6 protein-coding genes are annotated in these 23,374 nt (G+C 56.3%); all 6 read right to left on the bottom strand.

What is annotated here, in order from left to right; translation table 11 throughout:
* Positions 1-323 precede the first annotated feature (323 nt).
* Positions 324-2,336 (bottom strand): TonB-dependent receptor, encoded by a 2,013-nt coding sequence (locus tag HEQ61_RS09905; protein WP_168021137.1) that lies wholly within the window; start codon positions 2,334-2,336, stop codon positions 324-326.
* A 116-nt stretch (positions 2,337-2,452) separates the two neighbouring features.
* Positions 2,453-3,433, bottom strand: coding sequence for a helix-turn-helix domain-containing protein (locus HEQ61_RS09900; protein WP_168021139.1), 981 nt, complete (start codon positions 3,431-3,433; stop codon positions 2,453-2,455).
* Between the two features lie 129 nt (positions 3,434-3,562).
* The gene (locus tag HEQ61_RS09895) at positions 3,563-5,266 is read right to left on the bottom strand and encodes an alpha/beta fold hydrolase (RefSeq protein WP_168021141.1); all 1,704 of its coding nucleotides are present in this window, start codon (positions 5,264-5,266) and stop codon (positions 3,563-3,565) included.
* The gene (locus HEQ61_RS09890; RefSeq protein WP_168021143.1) at positions 5,263-6,411 is read right to left on the bottom strand and encodes a Gfo/Idh/MocA family oxidoreductase; all 1,149 of its coding nucleotides are present in this window, start codon (positions 6,409-6,411) and stop codon (positions 5,263-5,265) included. Before HEQ61_RS09890 ends, HEQ61_RS09895 begins: the two co-directional genes overlap by 4 nt.
* A complete protein-coding gene (locus HEQ61_RS09885; RefSeq protein ID WP_168021145.1) occupies positions 6,408-12,065 on the bottom strand; it encodes a beta-ketoacyl synthase N-terminal-like domain-containing protein in 5,658 nt (1,885 codons plus the stop codon). The genes HEQ61_RS09890 and HEQ61_RS09885 overlap by 4 nt, the downstream gene beginning before the upstream one ends.
* Positions 12,062-23,365: a non-ribosomal peptide synthetase/type I polyketide synthase gene (locus HEQ61_RS09880; RefSeq protein WP_168021147.1), complete on the bottom strand. Its 11,304-nt coding sequence runs from the start codon at positions 23,363-23,365 to the stop codon at positions 12,062-12,064. Before HEQ61_RS09880 ends, HEQ61_RS09885 begins: the two co-directional genes overlap by 4 nt.
* Between the last annotated feature and the right edge of the window lie 9 nt (positions 23,366-23,374).

Below are 23,374 nucleotides of genomic sequence, written 5' to 3'. Positions count from 1 at the left end.
GCGGGCAATGTCGCCGACATGAAGGCCGCACCGGTTTTGCTCGCAAATTTGACCGGAGCCCGCTACGTCCTCGCCGACAAGGGATATGACGCCAATGCGCAGCCTCTCGGTCGTGCCCGTCATTCCTCGACGCCGCAACAGAAAGCGCGCCATCGCCTGTGACGCGCGGCGATACCGAGACCGCCACCTGATCGAAAACGCTTTCTGTCGCATCAAGGACTTCCGCCGCGTCGCAACCCGCTATGACAAACTCGACAGAAACTTCCTCTCCGACGTCGCTCTCGCAACCCTCCTCGCATTCTGGATATGAGTAAGGCTGGAGCCTAGAAGCGAATAGTAGCTTCCAGACCAATGTTACGACCATCACCGGCCTGGATGGCGTTATCCCCCACATTAAATTCGTTAACGCGGTATGCCTTGTCAAACAGGTTATCAACAAAAGCGGATACCGTTATTGCCTCTGACTCATAACTCAGACGGGCATTGACTAAGCTATAGGATCCCTGTGCATATTTATTGTTCTCATCCATATAGGACTTGCCATACCAGTTTACACCCAGCCTAGGCACCAAAGATCCAGATAGGGACGGTACATCGTGATAGTAGCTGATAGCTGTGTTGGCTGACCATTCCGGGGCGTGTGGCATTTTTTTGCCGGTATTGGGGCCCGATGTGAACTTTGAATTGCTGACCGAGGCCCCGGCAGACAAGACAAGGCCGGCGATCAGATTGGCTCGCGCCTCCACCTCCGCCCCTTTGACCCGAGCCTCCCCTCCGTTATGGAGCGCCTGCCTTCCCATAGGACCTGTGTAAATCTGTGCGTTATCAATGTCTGTCATAAAAATAGACCCTGACAGATGTGCCCTGCGATCAAGAAAGTCACTACGCAGTCCCATTTCATAATTCCACGATTTCTCGGGGCTGTACGGGCTATCAGTACCACTCTCAAGTTCAGTTCGGTTAAAGCCCCCGGCCTTATAACCACGGCTTATTGAAGCAAACTGCACCAAATCTTCAGACCATTTCCAGTTGACAGCCGCCTTTGGTGTGAATGCTCCCCAACTGTCATCTTTACGGAAGATTGCCGTTGCAGCACCGTCATTATAGTCGTAATCAATGTTAGCTACATCATGAGCGTAACGCCCACCGGCCGTAACAGACAAGCGATCACTCGCTTCCCAAGTTGCCTCACCAAATACAGCATAATTTTTGGTCTTCAGCTTACTACGAAGAATTGGAGAATTACGTTTAAAATCAACATGCTCAGCATAAACTCCAGCAACGCCAGAGACAGGGCTGTGCTCAGGCTCGAAGGCCAGTCTCAGCTCTTGAGAGATAGAATCTTGGGCCTCGCTCTCTTGGCGAACAATCCGTCGGTTATGATTCCGCTTCTGTAAACCCGTAATTGATTTCAAGGCCACGGTGCCAAAATCATACCCGACATCCAAGGATGCTGAATGGACATGACGCCGGATGTCATCAGAGAAATCACTGGCACTCTTATACTTTGAGTTGGCCTTCCTCTTTTTGACATCATCCATTGTCTTGAAGAAGATATTCTTCTCGATCGTCTTGTCATAACCAAAGCCAAACCCGATATCCAGCGGCCCCCCGACAGGAGCATAGCGGAGCCGCCCGCTCATATGCTGGTCACGTCCGTCATCATACTTGTCCAGTCCAGCCGGAATGTAGTCCGACTGTGCCGACCGATGAAAACCACGGGCGGTTATCGATGCGTACAGATGGTCCTTGACCAGGGGAGAAGTTATATGCGCTTCACCTCCCTGCCCCAGTTTGGCAACAGTCGTCTTGACGTAGCCGCTCATCGTATTGCCCGGTTTCTTGGTCACAATGTTGATAACGCCGGCATATGCATTCTTGCCATACAAGGTGCCCTGAGGCCCCTTTAGAACCTCAATTCGCTCCACATTGGAAAGGCTTTGCTCCATCAACGACGCATCCTGGGGGACGCCATCCACGTACACAACAACTGAAGGCGTGTAGTAATCAAGCGGAGCCAGCCCACGCAGGGAAAGACCGGTATAGGCGCTGTTCCCGCGTCGGTCCGCAGAGAACCCCGGGATCACTCGCCCCAAGTCTGTCACGGAACGAACACCCGCGCTTTCCAGCTCCTCATGCGATAGAACGGTTATGCCGTTGCTAACATCTTGCAGAGCAACAGACCGCTTGGCCGAAACCGTAACCGTTCCAAGACGGGCCGCTGCTGGGGCGCTACCATGTGCCGGAGATCCGGATGTTTGGGCCCATGCATGAGAGGCAAGAGCCAAAGCCACAAGACTGCCGCAGCCCGGCAAGAGAACAGATCGAAATGTCATGGATCACCTGAACGTGTAAAGACGCAACTTCTTATAGATGACGTACAATGCCGCACTACCTCTACTGCGATCCGGTTGGAATCCGGTGCGATCAGGACTATAACTGCAAATGATTGTTATATGCGCCTGAACTCGCGTGGCGAAACACCATGATAACGGCGAAATACCTTGGCAAAATGCGCCGGGCTTGAATAGCCAACGCTCAGGGCAACATCTGTAACGCTATCGGCGCAGTTTCGCAGAAGATCAGCGGCTGCCTGCATCCTGTGCTTTTGTAAACACGCATAAACCGAAGATCCGAACTGACATCCAAATCCTTTCTTCAGCTTGTTCTCATTCAAACCAACAGCCGTTGCCAATTCACGAATGGACCACTCATAATCCAGTTGCGTAACCATTAGTCTGTGGGCTTCAGCTACCTTGCGACGATCACGAAGTGACAGAACCATAGCCGGAACCGTTGCGCCGGTTACAGGCTGATCTTCCAGCCGACTCAGGACATGCGCCAGAATTTCAAGAGACCATGCTTCCTGCCACAAGCGATCACACCCACTCTCAATACCTTTGCTCAGCATGTCAGAAGCCAGATTGCGAATAACGGAAGGAACCGGAAATTGTACCGGTAGCACATCTGATCGACATTGACCTGACAAACGTTCCAGATAGCCTGCCAAGGTAACAGATGTTGTCGACAAGAACGCCTCAACTGCGCGGGGAGGAAAGCGTAATTCAACCGACGACACCTGCGTGCGGGATGGCACGCACAGCATCCCCTGAACAGGTTGATCCGTGTAAAGCAGAGAGCAAGATCCATCAGAGAATTCCACGTATTCGTTTTGGTCTGCCGTGTCAAAGCGCGCTGACCCTGCAAGCATGATACAAATGACAAAGACTGGCTCCAGGCAGCGTTTCTGTTGCAAACCTGTTTCAGAATAAAAGTCATACAGACGCAAGGAACAACCGGAGAGTGTCAATGAACGGCTGATCTGCCCGATGAATCCGCACCGTTTGCCACCAAGCAAGGTTTGTCCAGATGCTGTGACAGACTCCCCCCCGGAAACAGAATAACCTGCCAAGACGTTGTTACCACTTATCATTATGACAGTCCGCCTAAAGGAGAAGCAGCAATTCCACAGGCGGGATCATAACCAGAATTGATACTAACTATCAATATCATTGTAGTGGTAACAAGGTCACAAAACAGCCATGGCATGTTTCCAGTGCCGTTATTCGGCAGTCGCTTGCTGTATGATGTATTCTCTGCCGAGCAACGTTGCCCCCAGATGCATCAGCAAATGGCGACGAGATTCCGGCTCCAGAAGATAGAAATGATCGCCATCGAGAGTACGCAGGGAGAATGTATCTGCTGATACATTGTTCCAATCTTGCATAACCGATACGGACACCTCGGGATCACGGGATCCAACATAGGCTGTAAGTGGACTGCCCAAAGTGATCTGGCCATCGTAGCTGTACTGCTCGGTCAATCGAAAATCAGAACGCAGCACGGGTAACAGCAAAGCAAGCAACTCCGGGCTGCTTTGCACTTCCTCGGGCATGCCGCCCAAAGCAACCAGATTACGTTTCAGGCTTTCATCATCCATGCAATGCCGGAAAGGAGGTTCTGAAGGTTCTTGCGGAGGACGGCGTCCGGATACAAAGACATGGACAGGAGCATACCCCCGGGAGCGGCTCAGGAAGCTGGACAGTTCAAAGGCCAGCAGAGCACCCAGACTATGCCCGAACAGAGCAAAAGGGCGGTCCAGGAAAGGCTCCAGCGCTACAGCCATCTCCGGTATTAATGTCCCCATCGCATCAATGAGAGGATCGGCAAAGCGCGTACCCCGTCCTGGCAGCTCGACAGGACAAACCTCGATCCCTGCCGGGAGGAAACGTTCCCATCCCCGGTATATTGATGCACTCCCACCAGACCACGGCAGGCAAAAGAGACGGACAGCCGCATCAGAACGGACTGGACGTGTCCACGGCAGCCAGCAGCTGACTTTTCCTGCTTGTTCACTGACCGGCACTTTGGTCTTGATCTGTGATTTTTGCACTACAAGATGCTCATGAAAAAGACGATCACGCTGCTTCAGGGCATAACACATCTCAGACGAGAGGCTATCCATGGCACGGCGGATCTTGCGATATCGCATAAGCCTGTACACAATTCTCCCGCTCTCCATTGCGCAGAAGAGAGGGCTTCCGGAAGCCGCCCTGTACGTATCAAGAAAATCTGACAGTGCCGCAGGCATGTGGTCCACACGCTTGAAAAGCTGCCGTTCCGTATCCCCCGACTGACGCCGGGCAGCCAGGACATTGGCCGTAATATCCCGGTCATCGATCAACTCCAGACCCAGAGCATCAAGCGCACCAACCATAGCGGGGACAGAGTCCGCAGGAAGGACATCACCATATAGAAAAACACCATCCATCCGCAAAACACGGGCTACATGCCCTAAAAAAGCAGGCAGATCAGGATAAGCTCCCGCACTTTCGAGATTAACCAGAACATCAACACTGGCATCGGGTTGAGGCAAACAACAGGCGTCGGCGATCTGGAAACGAATACCCTGCAAGGCGGCAAGAGAACGGCAGAAGGCGATATTCTCGGGACAAAGATCAAGTCCGGAAAGACGCCGGGGCGAACAACGAGCCGCCAGTACAGACAAAAGCCCCCCGCGCCCACAACCGACATCCAGGACAGTCCGCCCATCTAGGGGAGTATCGGCCAAAAGCTCGTGAACCAAGCGAATATGGCGTGCATTGGTTCCATGTTCTGCTTCGCGGGCTGTGGCGCAGGACTGGATTGGTTCATAGCCCCAGTTCAGAAAAAGAGCCTGCTCCGCCAAGGAAGGATCGTCAGAGAGTGCACGATCCAAAAGGGCATAGACAGAACGATTCTCGGACAGGCGGCATGATAGGGTCATAACATAACCTCCGGCATACGATGCCCCTCATCGACATACAGGAAGGGATCAGGGACGGGTGGTGGTGGTGGATCCAGTGACACTTCACACAATGGCCCCATTGCCTGCAGGCAGGCCTGCCACGCGTGCCCCAGTGCAGCAGCGTCGGCCAGAAGACGCCGCGGCTGTGCCCGTTCAATTGCGTCCCGCAACTCTGACAACGCTGACAGAATAATGTCCGGAAACACGTCCCGCATGGCATCAATCAAGGATGCTCCCTGCGGATCTCCGAGAACCAAGGCCGTCGGACAGGAAAAATGCCGCTGATCTTTCTTGTTGGTCCAGTTGCCCAGAACAGAGGCATTGGCATCATCTCGCACATAGTCCGGTACATAGAGGGAGTGGGACCAGACGACCGGACCAAAGCTGTTCACCAGCTCCACACGGGCTTCCCGGGAACCTGCGGCAATGTTGTGCATCACCATTGCGTGATGATCCAGATCACGAGGGTCAACCCATCCTTGAAGATTCATGATCAAAGGTACGGAGCCAATCACGGCCCGGATGACATTGAATGGAGGAGGAGCCTTGTGATCCCGGCAGAAATCAGCCGGCCATGGCGGACAATCAAGAACCCGGAAGCAATCCAGACCACCAAAGGCCCGCCCGAGGATATCAAGGGCTGAGTACAAGAACTGAGGACTTGTGGTCAGTGTAATATAATCAGGGTCCCTTACCTGCCGCCAAGCCTGCAAGCAGTCAATAAAACGCCGCGCGGCCTGGCTGTGCGGATAGAACGTATTGACATGCCAGCACGCCCGGCCAGCAGTTGCCGCATCGTCCAGACGGGAAAGATCCGACGGGTGGACGGGATGCTCTTGCAAAACATGAATGCCCCGACGCAACAAGGCTTCAGCTATTCGCGTTCCCGGTCCGCCAAAAGCTGTGGACCGCAGGACAACGCAGGCAATATCGATAGTGTCCGGCACTTCATCTGTGGAGGTATAAAGGGGAACACCCAAATCATGGGACAAGGCCTGCGAGCGTTCACTGCCGCGCGCGAGAATGCCTGATAGAACAAAACCGGCACCTTCTTCCAGCAAGGCCGATAAATACGTCTCCCCGAAACGGGTTCCACACACGAGAGTTCTCAATGGCCGGCTCATGGCACCTGCTCCATATCGGGAACAGGTGCTCGTTCCACTGTCCCACCGTTATGTACCTGAAGCAGACGCTCCATATGTCCGGCCAGACCGGCAACTGTCGGATGATCAATAGCAGCCTCGGGCGTAACCTTGATACCCAGCTCGGTCTGGATTGTATGGCACAGGTCCAGGAACATAAGGGAATCCAGACCAAGCCGGATCAGGTTCTCATCCTCGGAGAACCGCTCAAGCGGCAGATTCAGCAAGGTAGAAAGCCTCTGGCGCAACCACATCAGCGCATCTGTTTTCTCGGACGCTATGACATCCGGCTTGGTGGTACCGTCCGGAACCGGTGCGGTCACGTGGGACGAAACAAGAGCAGACAGATGGGCCGGAACCCGTGAGGATTCTGCATGGTTAGCAACCTTGTTCCAGTCCGCCGCCATAGCCACATAGACCGGGGCCGGACAAGCCAGTGCAGACTCCAACAGGTCAAGCGCCATCGCGGAAGACATCCCCAGCATTCCGGATCGCTCCATTGTCTGTGCCAGAGCTTCCCTGTCTTCCTTCCGGATATCTCCCCAGAATCCCCATGATATTGCTGTCGTGGGCTGTCCAAGGGCGGTCTGGCGATAAGCCAGTCGTTCCAGAATGCTATTGGCCATGGCATGGGCCGCCTGCCCTGCTGGTCCCAGAACCGTTGCCGCAGAAGAGAAGTAAACAGTCTGGCGGGGAATCAACCGCCTAGGGAGCTTGCCCAGAGCCAGGGCACCACGAACCTTCGGGTGCAGAACTTTCTCCAGGATATCCCATGTCAGGGCTGCAACAGGAGAATCGTGCAGAACACCGGCCAAATGCAAGAGAATCCCGATCTGTCGACCTTCAGGCACAGCCCTGTCCAGCGCCTTGGACAGAGCCTCGTGATGACCAGCATCGGCAACCGCCGTTGTAACACGTATGCCACTTTCCCTCAGTGCTCTCAGGGCCGGTGCCAAACCGGAACCCGGCTTGTTACGCCCGACAAGGATAATGTCCTTGTAGCCCCTCTGTTCCAGTCGTCCGGCGATGGTCAGCCCCGTCTCGGAAATACCGCCAATCAGGACCGCCACATCCCCGGAAACAGGCTGAAGGGGTGGTATTGCTGCGGCAACAGGCTCCAGCTTCTCGGCCAGAACACGACCCTCGCGCAGGGCAAAGTGCCCGCCCCGGCAAGACCGCAATGCCTGATTCAGCAGAGCAATATCGTCCCCCGCAGGATCACGGTCCACAAGCGTCAGGGTAACAGACGGATATTCGGTCGCCGTAACCCGCAACAACCCTGTCAAGGCTGCCTGCATGCTGTCCCCGGACACTGCATCTGTTGATGTAACGCTCAAGGCACCACGTGTCAGAAGAGTTACGGCAACCTCTCCGTTACCCTTTTGGGCAGAGACAACATGATCCCGCAGGGCAAGGACTGACGCGGCAAGACCCGCGAACGGATCATCATCGGATACAGGGCATGGCACCATGACAGGAGCTTGGTCAAGCCCTGACAAACCGTCTGCTGGACCCACACACAAAAGAAGATCTGGCAGTGATCCTGAATGATCAAGATGTTGCATGGAAACAGGACGCAGACGGTACAGATAGCCTTCTGTACGGGGCCTATCGTCGTGGTGAAGACCAAACCACTCAAGTACAGGACAAGCGGCTGTATCAAGGCCGACCCCGTACCCATCATGGTCAAGAGTACGCACAACAGAACCGGGGCGGCGTTGCAGGCGTTGGATATGGATGCGACCGTCCACAACACCCGGGCAAATCATGTCTGCCATCCGCCCGGATAGATCCCTGGACTGACCATGCTCCGGTATATGAATAGTTCCAGCGGTCCCGACACGGGCATAGCCGACCCGATTGGTTCCACAGCACGAAAGCAAAATAATCTCCTTGCCGGAAACATACCCCTGTACGGGACAAGGCAATGCATGCAGATCCAGGGAAATATCTTCCATGGCAAGGGTTGGAAGACCGGCCTGTTCTGCGGTATCCCACAGTATTTCGATCAGATCACCGGTCGATACAGTCCGGGGCATTTCACCGGGATCAGGGATTGCTGGTGTATGCGACAGAACAGCAGGCTGTCCCGACATACGACACAACAAAACATGTTCGTGCAGGGCATCAGCCAGAACATTGCCGTCAGGGACAGCATCCAGCACAGCAAAACCAGCAGACAAGGCCGCAGCCCGCCAGCGTTCCACAGATGCAAAGACATTACCGTCCCGGCTGTCGATATCATCCAGATTGGGAACAAGGGGACCAAAAACAAAGTCGAACAACTTACGATGCTGTGTGATTTCACGCATGATCACCACGCCGCCGGGACGCAGGCAACCTGCCAGACGCTTCATCAAGGCATCCAAGTCCGACGCGTTGTGCAGCACATTGGCAGCAATCACAAGATCCAGGCTCTGTGCCGGGATACCTTGATCGTGCGGGTCCTTCTCCATATCAAAGGAGCGGTAATCCATGAAGGGAAAAGCCGCAAACGTCGTACGTGCACGTGACAAAAACAAAGAGCCAAGATCCGTGAAGATATAACGCTCCACACGGTCAGCCGGCAGGGCATGAACAACATCCCACGTTGTTCCCCCTGTCCCGGCTCCGATTTCCAGAATGGACAAGGGGGCAGTACGCTTGACAGCCAGCGCTGCAACGGCCTTGGCAACAATTGCGTTCAACAGACGAGATTGGGCGCTGTGCCGATACATGGCGGCCACATCATCCGATGACCCATCAGGGAAAATCACCGAAACAGGATCAACCCGCCCGGACAGCATATCTGCAAAAGCCGTCCCACCCCGCTTGATCACTGCTGCAAGTCGTTCGTCACCTCTCTGCCGCAGAGCCTCAAGAGCAGGAAGGATCTGATCCGGAGGTAGTGGTGTAAAGCCCGTATAAATCTTGCCTTCTTTGCGCAGTACGCCAATAGCAGCAAGGTCACGCAGCAAACGGGCAACAAGTTGCCTGAACTTTGGCTTGATGGCTGTTGTCCGCAGGATATCGGCAACAGTGCGCTGTTGATCCGGGTTTTCAAAACAACCCAGCGCTTGCAGGGCCTGCCCTACATACACAGCATGTAGCACTTCAGCATAGTGCTCGTCTTGCTGCAATGTGGTGATATCAAGGTCGGCCCGCATGGCCTCTGCCCGCGCCGCAGACAAGGCAGCAGACCACCCCGTACCATCCTCATCATGGTCTGACAACGTGGCAAGAGGAGGCTCGGGCGACCAGAATGGCTGCTCTTGCAAGGCCCGTGGCGTTAACCAGACCTTTCCTTCCCCTTCTCCTGTTACAGCTTCCGGAGGAACGCCCAGACCGGCCTGAAGAGCCATACCAAGGGCTGCCCCCACACTCAGGTTAGCCGGCACATCCGGTAGACAGGACTCAAGCCATAGATCCTTGTCTGTTACCCGGCTTTCCACAATACCAACACTGACGATGGCACGCACTCCCGCCCCAGAGGACAGATCAGGAAGACGCAGGGGAACCTGCATGTTTGCAAGCAACGTCTCCTGCATGCGGTCTGCGTTGGCACTGACCAAAGTCTCACCGACAATCAACCGGAAAGGTACGGCCTCCGGTAATACATGAATGGGCTGCAAGGCACTATCCGGTGATGCCGCCTGCTGTCTGGCCCACAAGGCGGCCAAAGACAGTGCGTCTTCGTGTGACAGGACGCCCGCGACAGCCGCAGCAGCCAGAGCCGATGGACCACACGCAATAATCTGGTCCGGCTTGAGTCCTGCCCCCAACCAGACTTCCGCCAAGGCAATATGCACAGCAACACCGGTTACCAAAAGTGTGGCGACATCGGCATGCCCTGCTACAGAGAGTAGGTCAGATCCAGCATGTCCCGCAGAAAGCAGGCTAGCCAGACTATCAAACGCCCGGCGGAATGTGGCATTGCTCTCATAGAGGGAACGGCCATGGGACAGACACTGGGCAGGATCTCCCGCAAACAGAAGTATGACCTGTGCGATTGATTCTGGCTGTTGGTGGAGCAGGGTCATTCCGGGTACCGTATCTCCTGCGGCAACATGATCCAGATTCTCCGCCAGTCCTATGACATCCGGTGCCGACAGGGAAAGACGCCAGGGAAGAACAGGTCTTGCCGCCGCAGTACGCAGCAAGGCAGGCAACCGGTTTTCCTGAAGATCGGACAGATCATCTGCCCAGCGGGCTGCTGTGTGCCGCAAGGCATCGGGGCCAGTTGCCGACAGCACGAGAACAGGTACCCCTGTCGGGAAAGACACCACGGGAGACCCGGCAACCGGCTCCGGCGCCTCTTCCAGCACGATATGGCAGTTGGTCCCCCCGATTCCGAAAGAACTGACGCCAGCACGCCGTGGGCAATTCCCCTTTTTCTCCCAAGGGGCAAGTGTGACGGGAACATGGAAAGGCGAAGCAGCAAAATCGATATGGGGATTGGGTGCTTCATAGCCAGGCACAGGAGGAATTTGTCGATAATGCAGGGCCATGACGGCCTTCAGCAGCGAAGCGATTCCGGCTGCGGTATCACAATGACCAAGGTTGGCCTTGACAGAACCAAGAGCACAAAAGCTCCTTGCGTCCGTATCCGCACGAAACGCTGTTGTCAGGGCCTCAACCTCGATCGGATCACCCAAAGGCGTGGCCGTACCGTGTCCTTCCAGCAGGGTAATGCTGCCTGCATCTACCTCGGCCATGCCAAGGGCCTCGCGGATGACAGCAACCTGACCATCCACCGATGGTGCCGTATACCCTGTTTTTGCCGCGCCATCATTGTTGACGGCCGACCCCCGTATCACGGCCAGCACCGGATCTCCATCGGCCACCGCATCGTCCAGAAGCTTGAGCAGGACCACACCGGCACCATTGCCAATACTTGTTCCTTGGGCATTGGCGTCATAAGGCCGACACCGACCATCCGGCGAGAAGATCATTCCCTCGTGGAACAGGTAACCACTTTCCTGAGGGAAGGTCAGCGCCACCCCTCCGGCCAGAGCCATGGCACACTCGCCATTGCGGATCTGTTCGCAAGCAGTGTGGACGGCAACCAGGGAACTGGAGCAAGCCGTCTGCACGGTCACAGCCGGCCCGGTCAATCCCAGGCGATAGGCAACACGCGAGGCCAGGTAATCCTTGTCGTTACCAATCAGGGCCTGCAAGGTCCGCGGGGCCCCGATACCAACCGTATCGGCACGGGTCCACAGACGATAGGTCCCCATACGTGTTGCACCGAAGACACCAATGTTCATGCCCCGGGCCTGTCCGGCATAACCAGCGCTGTCCAGGGCTTCCCACGCCAAAGTCAGGAACAAGCGTTGCTGCGGATCGATGCTTTCAGCTTCCTGCGGAGAGAAACCAAAGAAAGCTGCATCAAAGTGCGCGGCACGTGGCACAACCGATGCCATCGGCACAAAATCAGGATTCTGCCGTATAGACTCTGGAATGCCGGCTTGGTCCAGTTCCTCTTCGGTCAAGATTCTGGACAACAGGCGCCCATCAGCCAGATTCCGCCAGTAAGCCACGGGGGTCGGGGAATCCTGGAAACGGCACGCAGCACCAATGACAGCCACAGGTTGGCAGGAGCCATAGTCACGGTCACGCAAGGTCTTTTCAGGGCAATCAGAGACGGGACGGCTCATTGGGCAGGCTCCATGGAAGAATGAACTTTGGCTTTCAGATCACGGCGACGGGCACGCCGCAGGCTGGTGTCTGCCTGTGCGACAGCGGCAAGTGTCCCGGAACGGGTGCTACCTTTGCTTCCTTGGCTGGCAGAGCGAAGGGTCACCAGATGAGCAGCAAGAGCGGAAAGCGTCGGGTGGCGGAACAGGTCAACAACCCGGCATTCCAGACCCATGGTCCGGCGAATGGCCTGATGCAAACGCACCAAAGTCAGGGAGCCCAGACCAATTTCAAAGAATGTCCGGTCACGGGGTGGGGCGGAAACTAAATTGCCGACAGATTGCACCAGGGCAGACAGCTCTTTCTCCACATCGGCTCTATCCTTGTCTGCCGATGCGGATGCCATCACGTGACACTGCGGAACACGCCCTACAGGGGTATGTTGGAAGCGATCGAAGTTATTCTCCGGTACATATCCACTGGATGGTGGGCGCTGCCATGGGGCCGCATCCGACAGGGACCGAAGAAAACGGCTGTATGCTGCAAAGGCTTCATCCAGAAGCCCTTCGGGGAACAGGCCCTGGACAGAGTCCCAGTTGAAGAACAGCCCGCCATCTTTTTCAAGGACCTGATGGTCCAGCCATGTCTGCGGCGTCTGGGTAATGCCGAACCCAAAGCGCCCGGGCAGATTGTCCTCGCCAGTAGAAGAGCCAGCACCAAGCCCGCTGGTAAACACCACCGGGAATGTCGGAGCCTGTTTCAGTCCATGGTGACGTGCATAATCGCGCAGAACACGAACAGCCGAGACCTGCATATGCCCGATATCATCCCACAAACGCGCCTGCACGGCCCGCACTGAATCAGCAAAAGTCTGCTGTGGATCGGGATCAAGGGCCAGCAGCACCAGTGATGTAAAATCGCCGATCAACTGATCAACATCAGAGTGCAGAGGAAGACGATTGAACAGAGTCAGGTTCAGGGTCAGGTCACGGCGGGAACTGAAGGCCCCCAGAATCAGGCCATAGGCCGAGAGCAGAACAGCATTGGGCGTAACCCCGGCTGCTGTGGCATGCGCACGCAGGGCAGCCCATTGTTCGGGAGACAGACGTCCTTCACGGCGTTCAAACGTCGGCTTTTCAATACAATCCGGATCCATGGCCAAGGGAAGCTCCGGCGCTGGTGGCAGATGCTCCATGCGCTGTAGCCACCATGCGAGGGAACGGCGCCACCGTCCCGACCCCTGTATACCTTCGACAGCACACAGATAGTCACGGAATGACAGACCAGGGACAGACAAGGGCGCTGTGCACGGATCATCCATGCGGGCCAGAGACAACCACATACGCAACAGCATCTGTATGCTGCGACCGTCGCAAATAATGTTGTCAATTCCAAAAAAGATCCGGACCAGACTTTCTGCTGTCTGGATTACCCTGATATCAAACAGGGGCCATTGTTCTGTGGGCCGAACCTGATGTGACATAGCCTGCCGCCAGGCCAGCGTATGCTGCTCGCAGGCCGGCAGAGACAGTGTTCGTCCATCGATTATAGGCATCGCGTAATCAGGGACTGTTTCAAGGACCCGCTGTTGGCCATCCTCATCGACCACGGCACGCAGCATGTCATGACAATGCACTAACCGGTTCCAGGCCACGGAGAGCTGAGCGGGATCCACATCATCCACGTCGATCTCAAGGTACAACCAAGTTGAAATGCCGCTGATCTGGCGCCCAACCCAATAGGCCTCCTGAACGTCCGTCAAGGCAAACGGACGAAAACGATCCTGAGGCGCCGGGACCAATGCTGGCAGGGCCTCTTCCTCGCAGGACTCAGCCGCATCAATTCGGGTGGCAAACGCAGCAAGAACCGGGGCATCAAAGACATCCCGTACTCGGATATCCTTTTCCAGCTCGCTACGAACCCGCTCGACCAGACGAACGGCGGTCAGGCTGTCCCCGCCCAGATCGAAAAAGCTGTCTTCCCGCCCAAGCCCCTCAACACCCAGAACCTCGCGCCACAGGACAGCCAATTTCTGCTCGGTCGCGGTCACAAGCGAAGAGGAACGGCGACGCATACCGGCTCCGGCCGGTTTGGGCAGAGCCTGACGATCCACCTTGCCGTTTGATGACAGGGGAACAGAATCAAGAAGAAGAAAGGCGGAAGGCATCATGTAAACCGGCACCCGCTCCGACAGGTAATCCTGCAACACGTTGACCGTAAAGCCACGGGCCGATGTCGGTGAACATGCGGCAAGAACGTGTACACCGGGATGCATATCTGCATGTGTTAACAAGGGGACAGCACGGACAACCGGCCAGCCTGCCGCAGAGAATATACCTTCCCAACCATACGGATCCAGAAGAGGTTGCCCCGCCTGTTGGCGTTGATCTTCCAGATGACGATACCCTTCTTCCAGCAAGGCAACGGTAACGCCTTGCAGCGGACTGCTCCGGGTTATCTCGGGCGCCAGCACAAGGCCACCAGGCACCAGAAGGCGTGACAGGAAACCCAGCAATCGCGGAATATTGCGACTGCGGTGCAGGGCATTGCACGCAATGACCACATCAAATCCGTGCAGCGGGAACCCCTGAAAGACCGGATCCTGATCCGGATCAAGCAGGGAAAAATCGATCGCAGGACCATTAACGGCGTCCAAGACCTGACGGGCACGATCCAGGAACAGCCGGGACGTATCGGTTACCGTGTAGTGCAGGGTATTCCCCAGGCCCTCCAAGATTTGCCGGGTGGCAAGCCCACCCCGGGCCCCGATTTCCAGGACCCGGAGAGGCTGTTCCGATGTAGCTTGCCCGGCTCTGTCGGCCAGCACAGCATGAACAGCAGCCAGTCCCCTCTCATACAGGGGATCAAGGCGGGCCAGATATTCCGGGGACAATACATCATCGGCCCCATAGAACAGGGCCAAAGGATCTTCTTCGCCCCGGAGCACAGACAGCCTCATCCCCGATCCCTGTTTGAGGGATGCCAGAATACGAGCAGGGAAACCAACATGGCGGGCTTCATTGGCCAGATCATCCCACGAACGGTTCTGCAGGCCAGAAGGTGCCAAGAGGACATCATCCTGAACAACAAGCTCTCCGGTATCCAGCAACACGGCAAGCCAGCCCGTAGCAACGGATGTGAAACGCTTGTCGCACAGTAGGGCGTGGAACACATCATCTCGCGCAAGACATGAACCCGGCTGGGCAAACAAACCTGCTGCAAGCAAAGTATCACGCACGCATTGGCGTGCGACTTCGGTCATCAGGGTCCACAGGGCTTCATAAGTAGCGGGAGTCTGACCGGGGATCGAGCGATCTGCAATGGCATGCAGGCCAGATACCACCTGCTCATGCTCTTCTCGTACGGCGTCGGGATCACGGGATAGATCAGGCAGGAAACATGGGGCCGCATCCATATGGGCAGGGTCAACCGTAAACCATGCAACCAGACGCTTGATCTCACCATCCTGGCCCAAGGCATCAACAACAGCATCCCGGACAGCCGGATGAGACAGCAAGGCCGCTTCAATCTCTCCTGTTTCAATACGATGGCCGGCAATCTTGACCTGATGGTCCTTGCGTCCCAGAAACTCGATCACCCCATCGGGCCAATAGCGAGCCATATCACCGGTACGATACAGGCGGGTTCCGTCATCAGGATGACAGGGAAAACTGACGGCTGTCTTTTCCGGATCGCCGGCGTATTCCTTGGCCAGTCCGATCCCGGTAATATAGAGATCACCGGGCACCCAGTCCGGACGATCATTGAGGCCGGAATCCAGAATACGATAGCCTTGGTTGGACAAGGGATAACCATACGGGACAGAGCGCCAGTGTGGTTCAACCTGATCAACCAGAAACCAGTTGGACCAAATGGATGCCTCTGTCGCCCCGCCCATGCAAACCAGACGTACATCCGGAGACAGGGTGCGCAGCCGCTCAGGAAGTGACAGGGGAACCCAGTCCCCGGACAACATGACCACCTGAAGCCCCCCGACAGCAACAAGGTCTGCTTCGGTCAACAGCATATCCAGCAATGCCGGTACAGAATTCCACACGGTCACGCCATGTTGACGACACAGGCGGGACCAGCGCGCCGGATCGCGCCGATCATCTTCGTGCGGAAGAACCAGTGTTGCGCCGGATGCAAAGGTACCAAAGATATCGTACACGGACAGGTCAAAAGACAGGGAAGACAGCCCGAAGACCCGGTCCTTGCACGTCACGCCAAAGCGGTTGTTGACATCAATAACGGTATTAAGCGGCCCCCGGTGATCAATCACAACCCCTTTGGGAACGCCAGTTGATCCCGATGTGTAGATAATATATGCCGCATCTTCGGGATGGATGGCAGCAGGCTCCGGCACCGTATCAGGATAACGGAACAGCGCTGCCTCTGAAACATCAAGAACATGGCGTCCGCTACCTTCGCCAAACCGCCCTGCAAGTTCCGTATGACGCCAAGACTGGGCCAAAAGCACTGAAATATCCGCGCTGTCCAGAATACCGGATACCCTGAGATCCGGCCACGCGGGATCAATCGGAACATAAGTATGACCGGCCGCCAGAATACCAAGAACAGCTGCAACCTGTTCCGGCCCCTTTTCCATCAAGACGGCAACCCGCTGACCGTGGACAGGTTGAGCAAGCGCCCCCCGGACAGCATGGGCAATCCGTGCTGACCATGCCGCCAGTTCTCCGTACGACCAGGTTGTATCATCCCCGCCAACAAGGGCGATCTGGTCCGGATTCTCCCGTGCCTTCCGGAAGAACGGCTCATGCAACAATCCTTCGGGTATTGGGGCATGCGTGTTATTGACAACAGCCCGAACCTGGCGCTGTTCATGTGGCAAAAGCGGCCCGACAGGATGCAACCAAGCTTGTCTGTCCTGCCCCAGACGCTCAAGAAGAGCACAATAAGCCTCAAACATAGCCCGGGGCATGCCTTCGGGGAACAAGGCATCAACCATATCCCAGTTGATCACCAGGGAGCCGTCTGCAGCTTCGGATACCTGTTGGTCAATCCATACCTGGGGCGTTTGGGTTACAGCACGAACCAGATCCCCCAAGACAGAATCAGCCCTGTTGCTCTGCGATGGGGGAATTGTGCCCAGCTGGCTGGTGAACACAACCGGCATCAACATTTTCCGTTGGTCACGGTTGCGAGCCATGTCGCGCAACACATCAACAGCAGAATAAGCCCGATGCTCCAAGGCCTCCATCATGTCCGCAAACAGTGTGCGTGCGTTGTCAATAAAAGCACTACGGCCATCACGGTCTATACCCAGCAACACGACTGATGTGAAATCGCCGACAAGACGTGGAACATCAGGGTGCCACAGGCGACGATCAAAAATCGTCAGGTTCAGGGTAAATCGGGAAGAGGCACTCCAGGCCGCCAGGACATCGGCAAAGGCAGATACAAGAAGGGCAGCCGGGGTTATGCCCGAAAGAGCAGCCTGATCCTTGATCACAGACCAGAACCCGGCTTGCAGACGTGCACTATGACGCACAAAGACAGGGTTGGTTATTGTGGCAGGATCGACAGCCAACGGAAGGTCCGGTGCTGGAGGCAAAGCATCAAGGCGGTTCGTCCACCACGCGCGCGCTGCATCCCGTTCTGCAAGAAAGTCCTGCCTGTGCTGACGTGCCAGAACATAATCACGGAATGACAATGACAGGGGTAACAAACCGGCATGATCTGGATTGGCACCATGCCGGCACAAGACTTCCAGTTCATCCCAGACAATCTGGCTGGATGTTGCATCGATAATCAGCATATCAATGCTCAGATGCAGGCGTATTTTCCCGCCGGGCATCCGGGTTACCCGGACATCAAACAGAGGCCAACTCTCTGTTGACAGGATCTGATGTTCCATTTCATCACGCCAAGCCTGTACATGGGTCTCGGCAGAGGCCCCATCGGCTCCGGACATATCAACAACCGGCACATGATACCGGGGCACATCAGGCAAAATACGCTGACGTCCATCGGCATCAATAACCAGCCGCAAGGCATCATGGCGCTGAATCAGGACATTCCAGGCATTTTCCAGACACCGGGGATCAAGTATGGCACTTTCTGTTTCCAGATAGGCATGGCACGCGATATTGCCCATCGCGAAAGCCTGACTCCGGCCTGCCCAGTACGCATACTGCAGCTCGGTCAGGGGGAATGGCTGGTATCGGTTCGGAACGTCGGGAACCAGATCGGCATCATGCTCGCGGGGTGTTTCTCTCGCCTGCATCATCAAAGTGCATAGATAACGACTGATGGCATCCGGCGTTGGTGTCTCGAAAACAGGACGCAGGGCGCAGGAAATGGCCAGAAGTTGGTTGACGGAGCGGACAAACTCCATGGCCAGAATGGAATCAAGACCAATGGACAGCAGGTCCTGCCCCGGCAGCAAACGCTGTGGCTCAATCCTTAGAATACGGGACAGCAGGTGCGTAACCAGATCCAGCATACCGGACGCATGCTGCTCTGGCCCCATGCTGGCCAAGGCCGTTGCAAGATCTTGTCCGGATGCAGCAACAGGGGGCAGACGGTACGCCAGATCAGAACCTGTGCGGGCCGTTGCCACGTCACGCACATCAATGTGCTGCTCTTCTGTGGATACACCCTGATAAACACGCCTTGCAGGCATCCAATACGGGCGACGCTCAAACGGATACAGGGGCAAATGCTCGGGCGGCAGAACAGGCCCGCGTGAAACCACGGACCAGTCAGGATTTACACCAGCCTCGTACAGCCTTGCCAAAGCCTCCAGAATGGTAACAGCATCACAGGCATCCCGGCGCAGGGATGGCAGGGATACCGGCATCTCCTCCAGTGCCATTGCTACAAGAGTACGACGGATCAGGGGGGTCAGAACCGCTGCCGGGCCAATTTCCAGAAGAACCGAACAGCCATGCGCGACCGCGGCCTGAACAGCAGGTAGAAAGGCGACCGGATGACGGGCATGCTCACGCCAGTAAGCCCCACTGCCCATTCGTTCCGGATCAACATATGAGCAGTCAACCGTTGACCACATGGGAATACGCGGCTCCGCTGCCTGCAATCCGGAGGCAGCCTGCTCAAGATGATCCAGAACAGGATCCATCAACGGAGTATGGAAGGCGTGGGATACATCCAGCATCCGCACCGATAAACCGCATTCTTCCAACGGCTTCAGGAAGGACCGCAGGGCCTTGTCGTCTCCACCGATGACAACATCTTCCGGTCCATTGATTGCCGCAATTGCCAAGGTCGGACTGTCTGCCTGAAGCAGGAGATCCGTGGCCTCGTCCGGTTTCATGCGCAGGGCCGCCATGACTCCGCCTGCCGGCAATGCCTGCATCAGGCGTCCACGCTCAACAACCAGACGGGCAGCCTGATGCAAGGGCAGAATGCCGGCAATCACAGCAGCCTGAAATTCACCGACGGAATGCCCGATAATGAAATCTGGTTGAACACCCAGATCAATCCACATCCGAGCCAAGGCGTATCCAACAGCAAACAGAGCCGGCTGATCATATTGCGTCTGTCCCAAGCGCGTGTCTGATTCTGCAAACAGCAGTTCTGTTACCGGGAATCCCAGACAAGGTTCCAGCGCGGCAGAAACCTCGTCCAGAGCAGACCGGAACCGCGGCTCAAACGCATACAAGCCACGTGTCATGCCCGGATACTGGGTTGATTGTCCGGAGAACACAAAACCAATACGTGGCGCGGCCAGACACCGGCGGGATTGGCCAGGGGCGCTCGACAATGCCTGAACCAGCTCATCCCGGTTCCGCCCCACAACAGCCCGACGTATTGGCAGGTGTGAACGGCAACGGTGTGCTCCATTCAGGAGAGGTGCCAACGGAATCCCGGCGCTGGCTACGCGTTCTGCATACCGGTGCGACAGCACTTCCAAGGCATGAGGGGATGATGCAGACAAGGCTAGCATCCAGGCCGGCCGATCCGGTTCAGGTGCAGATGTTGCTCCATCATGTTGGGCAGGGGCACTTTCAAGAACAGCACAGGCAATCGCCCCGGTAAAACCAAAGGACGAAACAAGGGCGCGGCGCGGTGCCTCTCCCGCCCGGTCTGGCCATGGTTCTGGCTGAGCAGGAAGACGCGCGGGGATATCCTGTAGCGCAATCGCTGGATTGACGGTCTGGAGATTGCCATGCGGGGGCAGGACACCACTCTCAAGCGCCAGAATCGTTTTGACAAGCCCGGCAATACCGGCTGCAGCCTCCAGATGACCAATATTAGTCTTGACTGACCCCATCAGCAGGGGAGTCGAACGGTTGCCATCAGCACCAAAAATGCGGGACAGCGCATTGAACTCAATTGGATCGCCCAGACGTGTCCCGGTTCCGTGCAACTCGACGTAATCGATTGCATCCGGTGACAGGCCTGAACGTCGAAGAACCTGCCGGATCATAGCTTCCTGGGCATGGCCATCCGGCACGGTCAAACCGGCGCGAGCGCCATCCTGACGAACAACAGACTGGCGAATGACAGCCCGAACCCGGTTGCCATCAGCAAGGGCATGTGACAGGGGCTTCAGGACCAGAACGGCACATCCCTCACCCCGGACATAACCATCAGCATCCTTGTCAAAGGTTTTGCAGCGCCCGTCAGGAGCCAGCATGCCGGCCTTGTGCAGGGCCAGATCAATTTCAGGCATGATCTGAACCTTGACCCCAGCCGCCAGAGCAAGGGAACATTCACCTGCCCGTAACCCTTGACACGCCAGATGCACAGCAACCATCGATGCGGAACAAGCCGTATCAAGACTCAGGGCCGGGCCTTCAAGTCCCAGGACATAGGACAGTCGACCGGCTGCCGCAGCCGTTGAAATACCGGGGGCATAATGAACATCAAAACAATCCGCATCCCCGGACAGGAACGGCAGATGCGCGTACTCACTCCCGCTGATACCAACAAAGACCCCCGTATCACTGCCTTTCAAGGATACGGGATCCAAGCCCGCATCTTCCAGGGCATGCCAAGAAACTTCCAGCAGATGACGGTGTTGGGGGTCGATGGAAATGGCCTCTCGCGGGCTGACCCCGAAGAACCCCGCATCGAATCCATCGATGTTTTCCAGAAAAGCACCGCACCCCGGAATTGGCAGGTCCACATCATAGCGACCCTGCGGCACCGAACGTACCGCATCTCCCCCATCCAGAAGAAATGTTAGAAACTCAGCGGGAGATTCAGAGTTTGTCCCTGTTCCGGTTGGCATCATCAAGCCGATACCAATAACTGCAATGGGCTCCGCACTCCCTGCTGGTGACAAGAGCGGGCGAACAGGAGCCGGATCTGGTTGTGGATCCCGCTTTCCTTCCAGCCACGCGACAAGAGCATCCATGTTGGGGTTGGAGAACAGAAGCGTATCGGGCAAACGCAATCCCAATGTCTTTTCCAGGCGTCCGATCACATCCAGCGCCGTGACAGAGTCCAGGCCCAGATCAAAGAAGCCTGTTTTTGGGTCCAGTGCCCGTGGATCAACATCTCCCAAAGCCCGGGCAACAAGCTGTTGCACCATGTGACGCAAGGATACGCCTCCCATGCCTTCCGGAGCGGTATCAGCGAAAAGGCGGCTGTGTAAAGAGACCACGTTGCCATCAAGCCAAGCCTGACGGACAGCCTTGCGCCGGACCTTGCCCGAGGTTGTTCTCAGCAGTGTTCCCTTGCGGATAAAGGTTATGGCATGCACCGGTATCCCGTGTTGACGCCCGATATCCTGACGCACCTGTTCCATCAACGCTGGCAAGTCGCCCTTGCGCAGGGCTTCCTGGACCACAACCAAGGCTTCCCCACTTTCGGTCTGGATGGAGAAAGCAGCCCCTCCTCCCGGGACAAGGCGAGGATCAAAGTCGCTGACGGTTTTTTCAATATCGTTTGGATAGTGACAACGCCCATGAAAGATCATGACATCCTTCAGGCGGCCGGTTATATAAAGCCTGCCCTCATAAAGGATTCCCAGGTCGCCGGTACGGAGATAGCGGTTCCCAGCCAAGGGGTGATCTTCTCTGACATTCAGGACAGCACCGAAAACCTCACCGTCTGGATCGGACTTATTCCAGTAGCCCGCCGCGACTGAAGGTCCGGATACCCAGATCTCGCCAACCCTGTCTTCGGTAACAGGCATCCGGGTTTCAGGGTCGACAATCTGTATATCCTGCCCGTCAAAGTCCGATCCGCAAGATACATAGGCCCTACTTCCCTTGCCCTGTGGGGTCCCGCTGACAACACGGTTCTGCTCCAGAGCCTCGACGTCAAACCACCGGGTAACAGGACCATCGTGCATTGTGCAGCCTGAGACCATTAGAGTTGCTTCGGCCAGGCCATATCCGGGCCTGACCGCTTCCCGCCGTAGTCCGGCAGGTGCAAAGGCTTCAATAAAAGCATCCAACATCAGGGGATCAACGGGCTCCGCCGCTGGTACGGCCACCTCAACCCGTGACAAATCCAGGGCAGAAAGACGTTCCGGCGTCAGCGCATCCAGACACGCCCTGAAACCAAAGGCCGGCCCCGGAAGCACCGTGGCAGAGAAACGGGTTGCTGTCTCCAGCCACGTCAGCGGATCACGTGTAAACATGGCCGGTGGCATTACAACACTGCGTGCTCCATGCAAAAGCGGCGCCAGAACACCCATGATCAGTCCCATGTCATGAAACAGGGGCAACCACGTGGCGGTTACACTGTCATGCTGTTGCAAACCATTGGCACGACAGATAAAGGCGCTGTTTACGAGCAAACCGGCATGCGTGTTGACAACGCCCTTGGGATCTCCGGTTGAACCGGATGTATATTGAAGGAAGGCAACCGTATCAGGCGATACATCAGGGCATACCCAGGCTTCGGGGTCCGGAAGACCGGCGTCAGTGACCAGAACCTTGCATCCAACTGTACGGCAGAGTTGATCAAGAGCCTCTGCAGAATCCTGTGCGATGTGTCGGGTGGTCAGAAGGAAGCCCGGCTGGCAATCCCGGGCAATGGGCACCACTTTTGGCAACACGCGGGACACACGGGCCGACCCCGGTAAATTGACCGGAACAGCAATAACACCGGCATACAGGCACCCCAGAAGGCCAATGACATAATCAGCACCGGAGGGAAACAGAAGCAGCGCCCGGTCCCCCGGTTTGCATGTCTGTTGCAGGGCAGATGCCAACGCGCGTGCCTTAAGGGAAAGATGGTGCCGGGAAAACGTATCCCCGGAACCGTCAAGGATCATGAATGTTGCAATCTCATGATCAGGATGGCTGCGGGCATTGGCCTCCAAAACCTCAACCAGACTGGAAGCGCAGGCAATATGTTCGGAACGGGATACAGACATATCTGGGCA

Origin of the sequence: Haematospirillum sp. H4485, assembly GCF_012102745.1 — a bacterium.
Classification (GTDB): domain Bacteria; phylum Pseudomonadota; class Alphaproteobacteria; order Rhodospirillales; family Rhodospirillaceae; genus Haematospirillum.
The sequence above is the reverse complement of the archived record's forward strand: the minus strand, read 5'-3'. Positions and strand labels throughout refer to the sequence as shown.

Bases quoted from the DNA above. Each gene is read 5' to 3' on its own strand.
- HEQ61_RS09905 (WP_168021137.1), bottom strand. From the start codon at position 2,336: ATGACATTTCGATCTGTTCTCTTGCCGGGCTGCGGCAGTCTTGTGGCT.
- HEQ61_RS09900 (WP_168021139.1), bottom strand. From the start codon at position 3,433: ATGATAAGTGGTAACAACGTCTTGGCAGGTTATTCTGTTTCCGGGGGG.
- HEQ61_RS09895 (WP_168021141.1), bottom strand. From the start codon at position 5,266: ATGACCCTATCATGCCGCCTGTCCGAGAATCGTTCTGTCTATGCCCTT.
- HEQ61_RS09890 (WP_168021143.1), bottom strand. From the start codon at position 6,411: ATGAGCCGGCCATTGAGAACTCTCGTGTGTGGAACCCGTTTCGGGGAG.
- HEQ61_RS09885 (WP_168021145.1), bottom strand. From the start codon at position 12,065: ATGAGCCGTCCCGTCTCTGATTGCCCTGAAAAGACCTTGCGTGACCGT.
- HEQ61_RS09880 (WP_168021147.1), bottom strand. From the start codon at position 23,365: ATGTCTGTATCCCGTTCCGAACATATTGCCTGCGCTTCCAGTCTGGTT.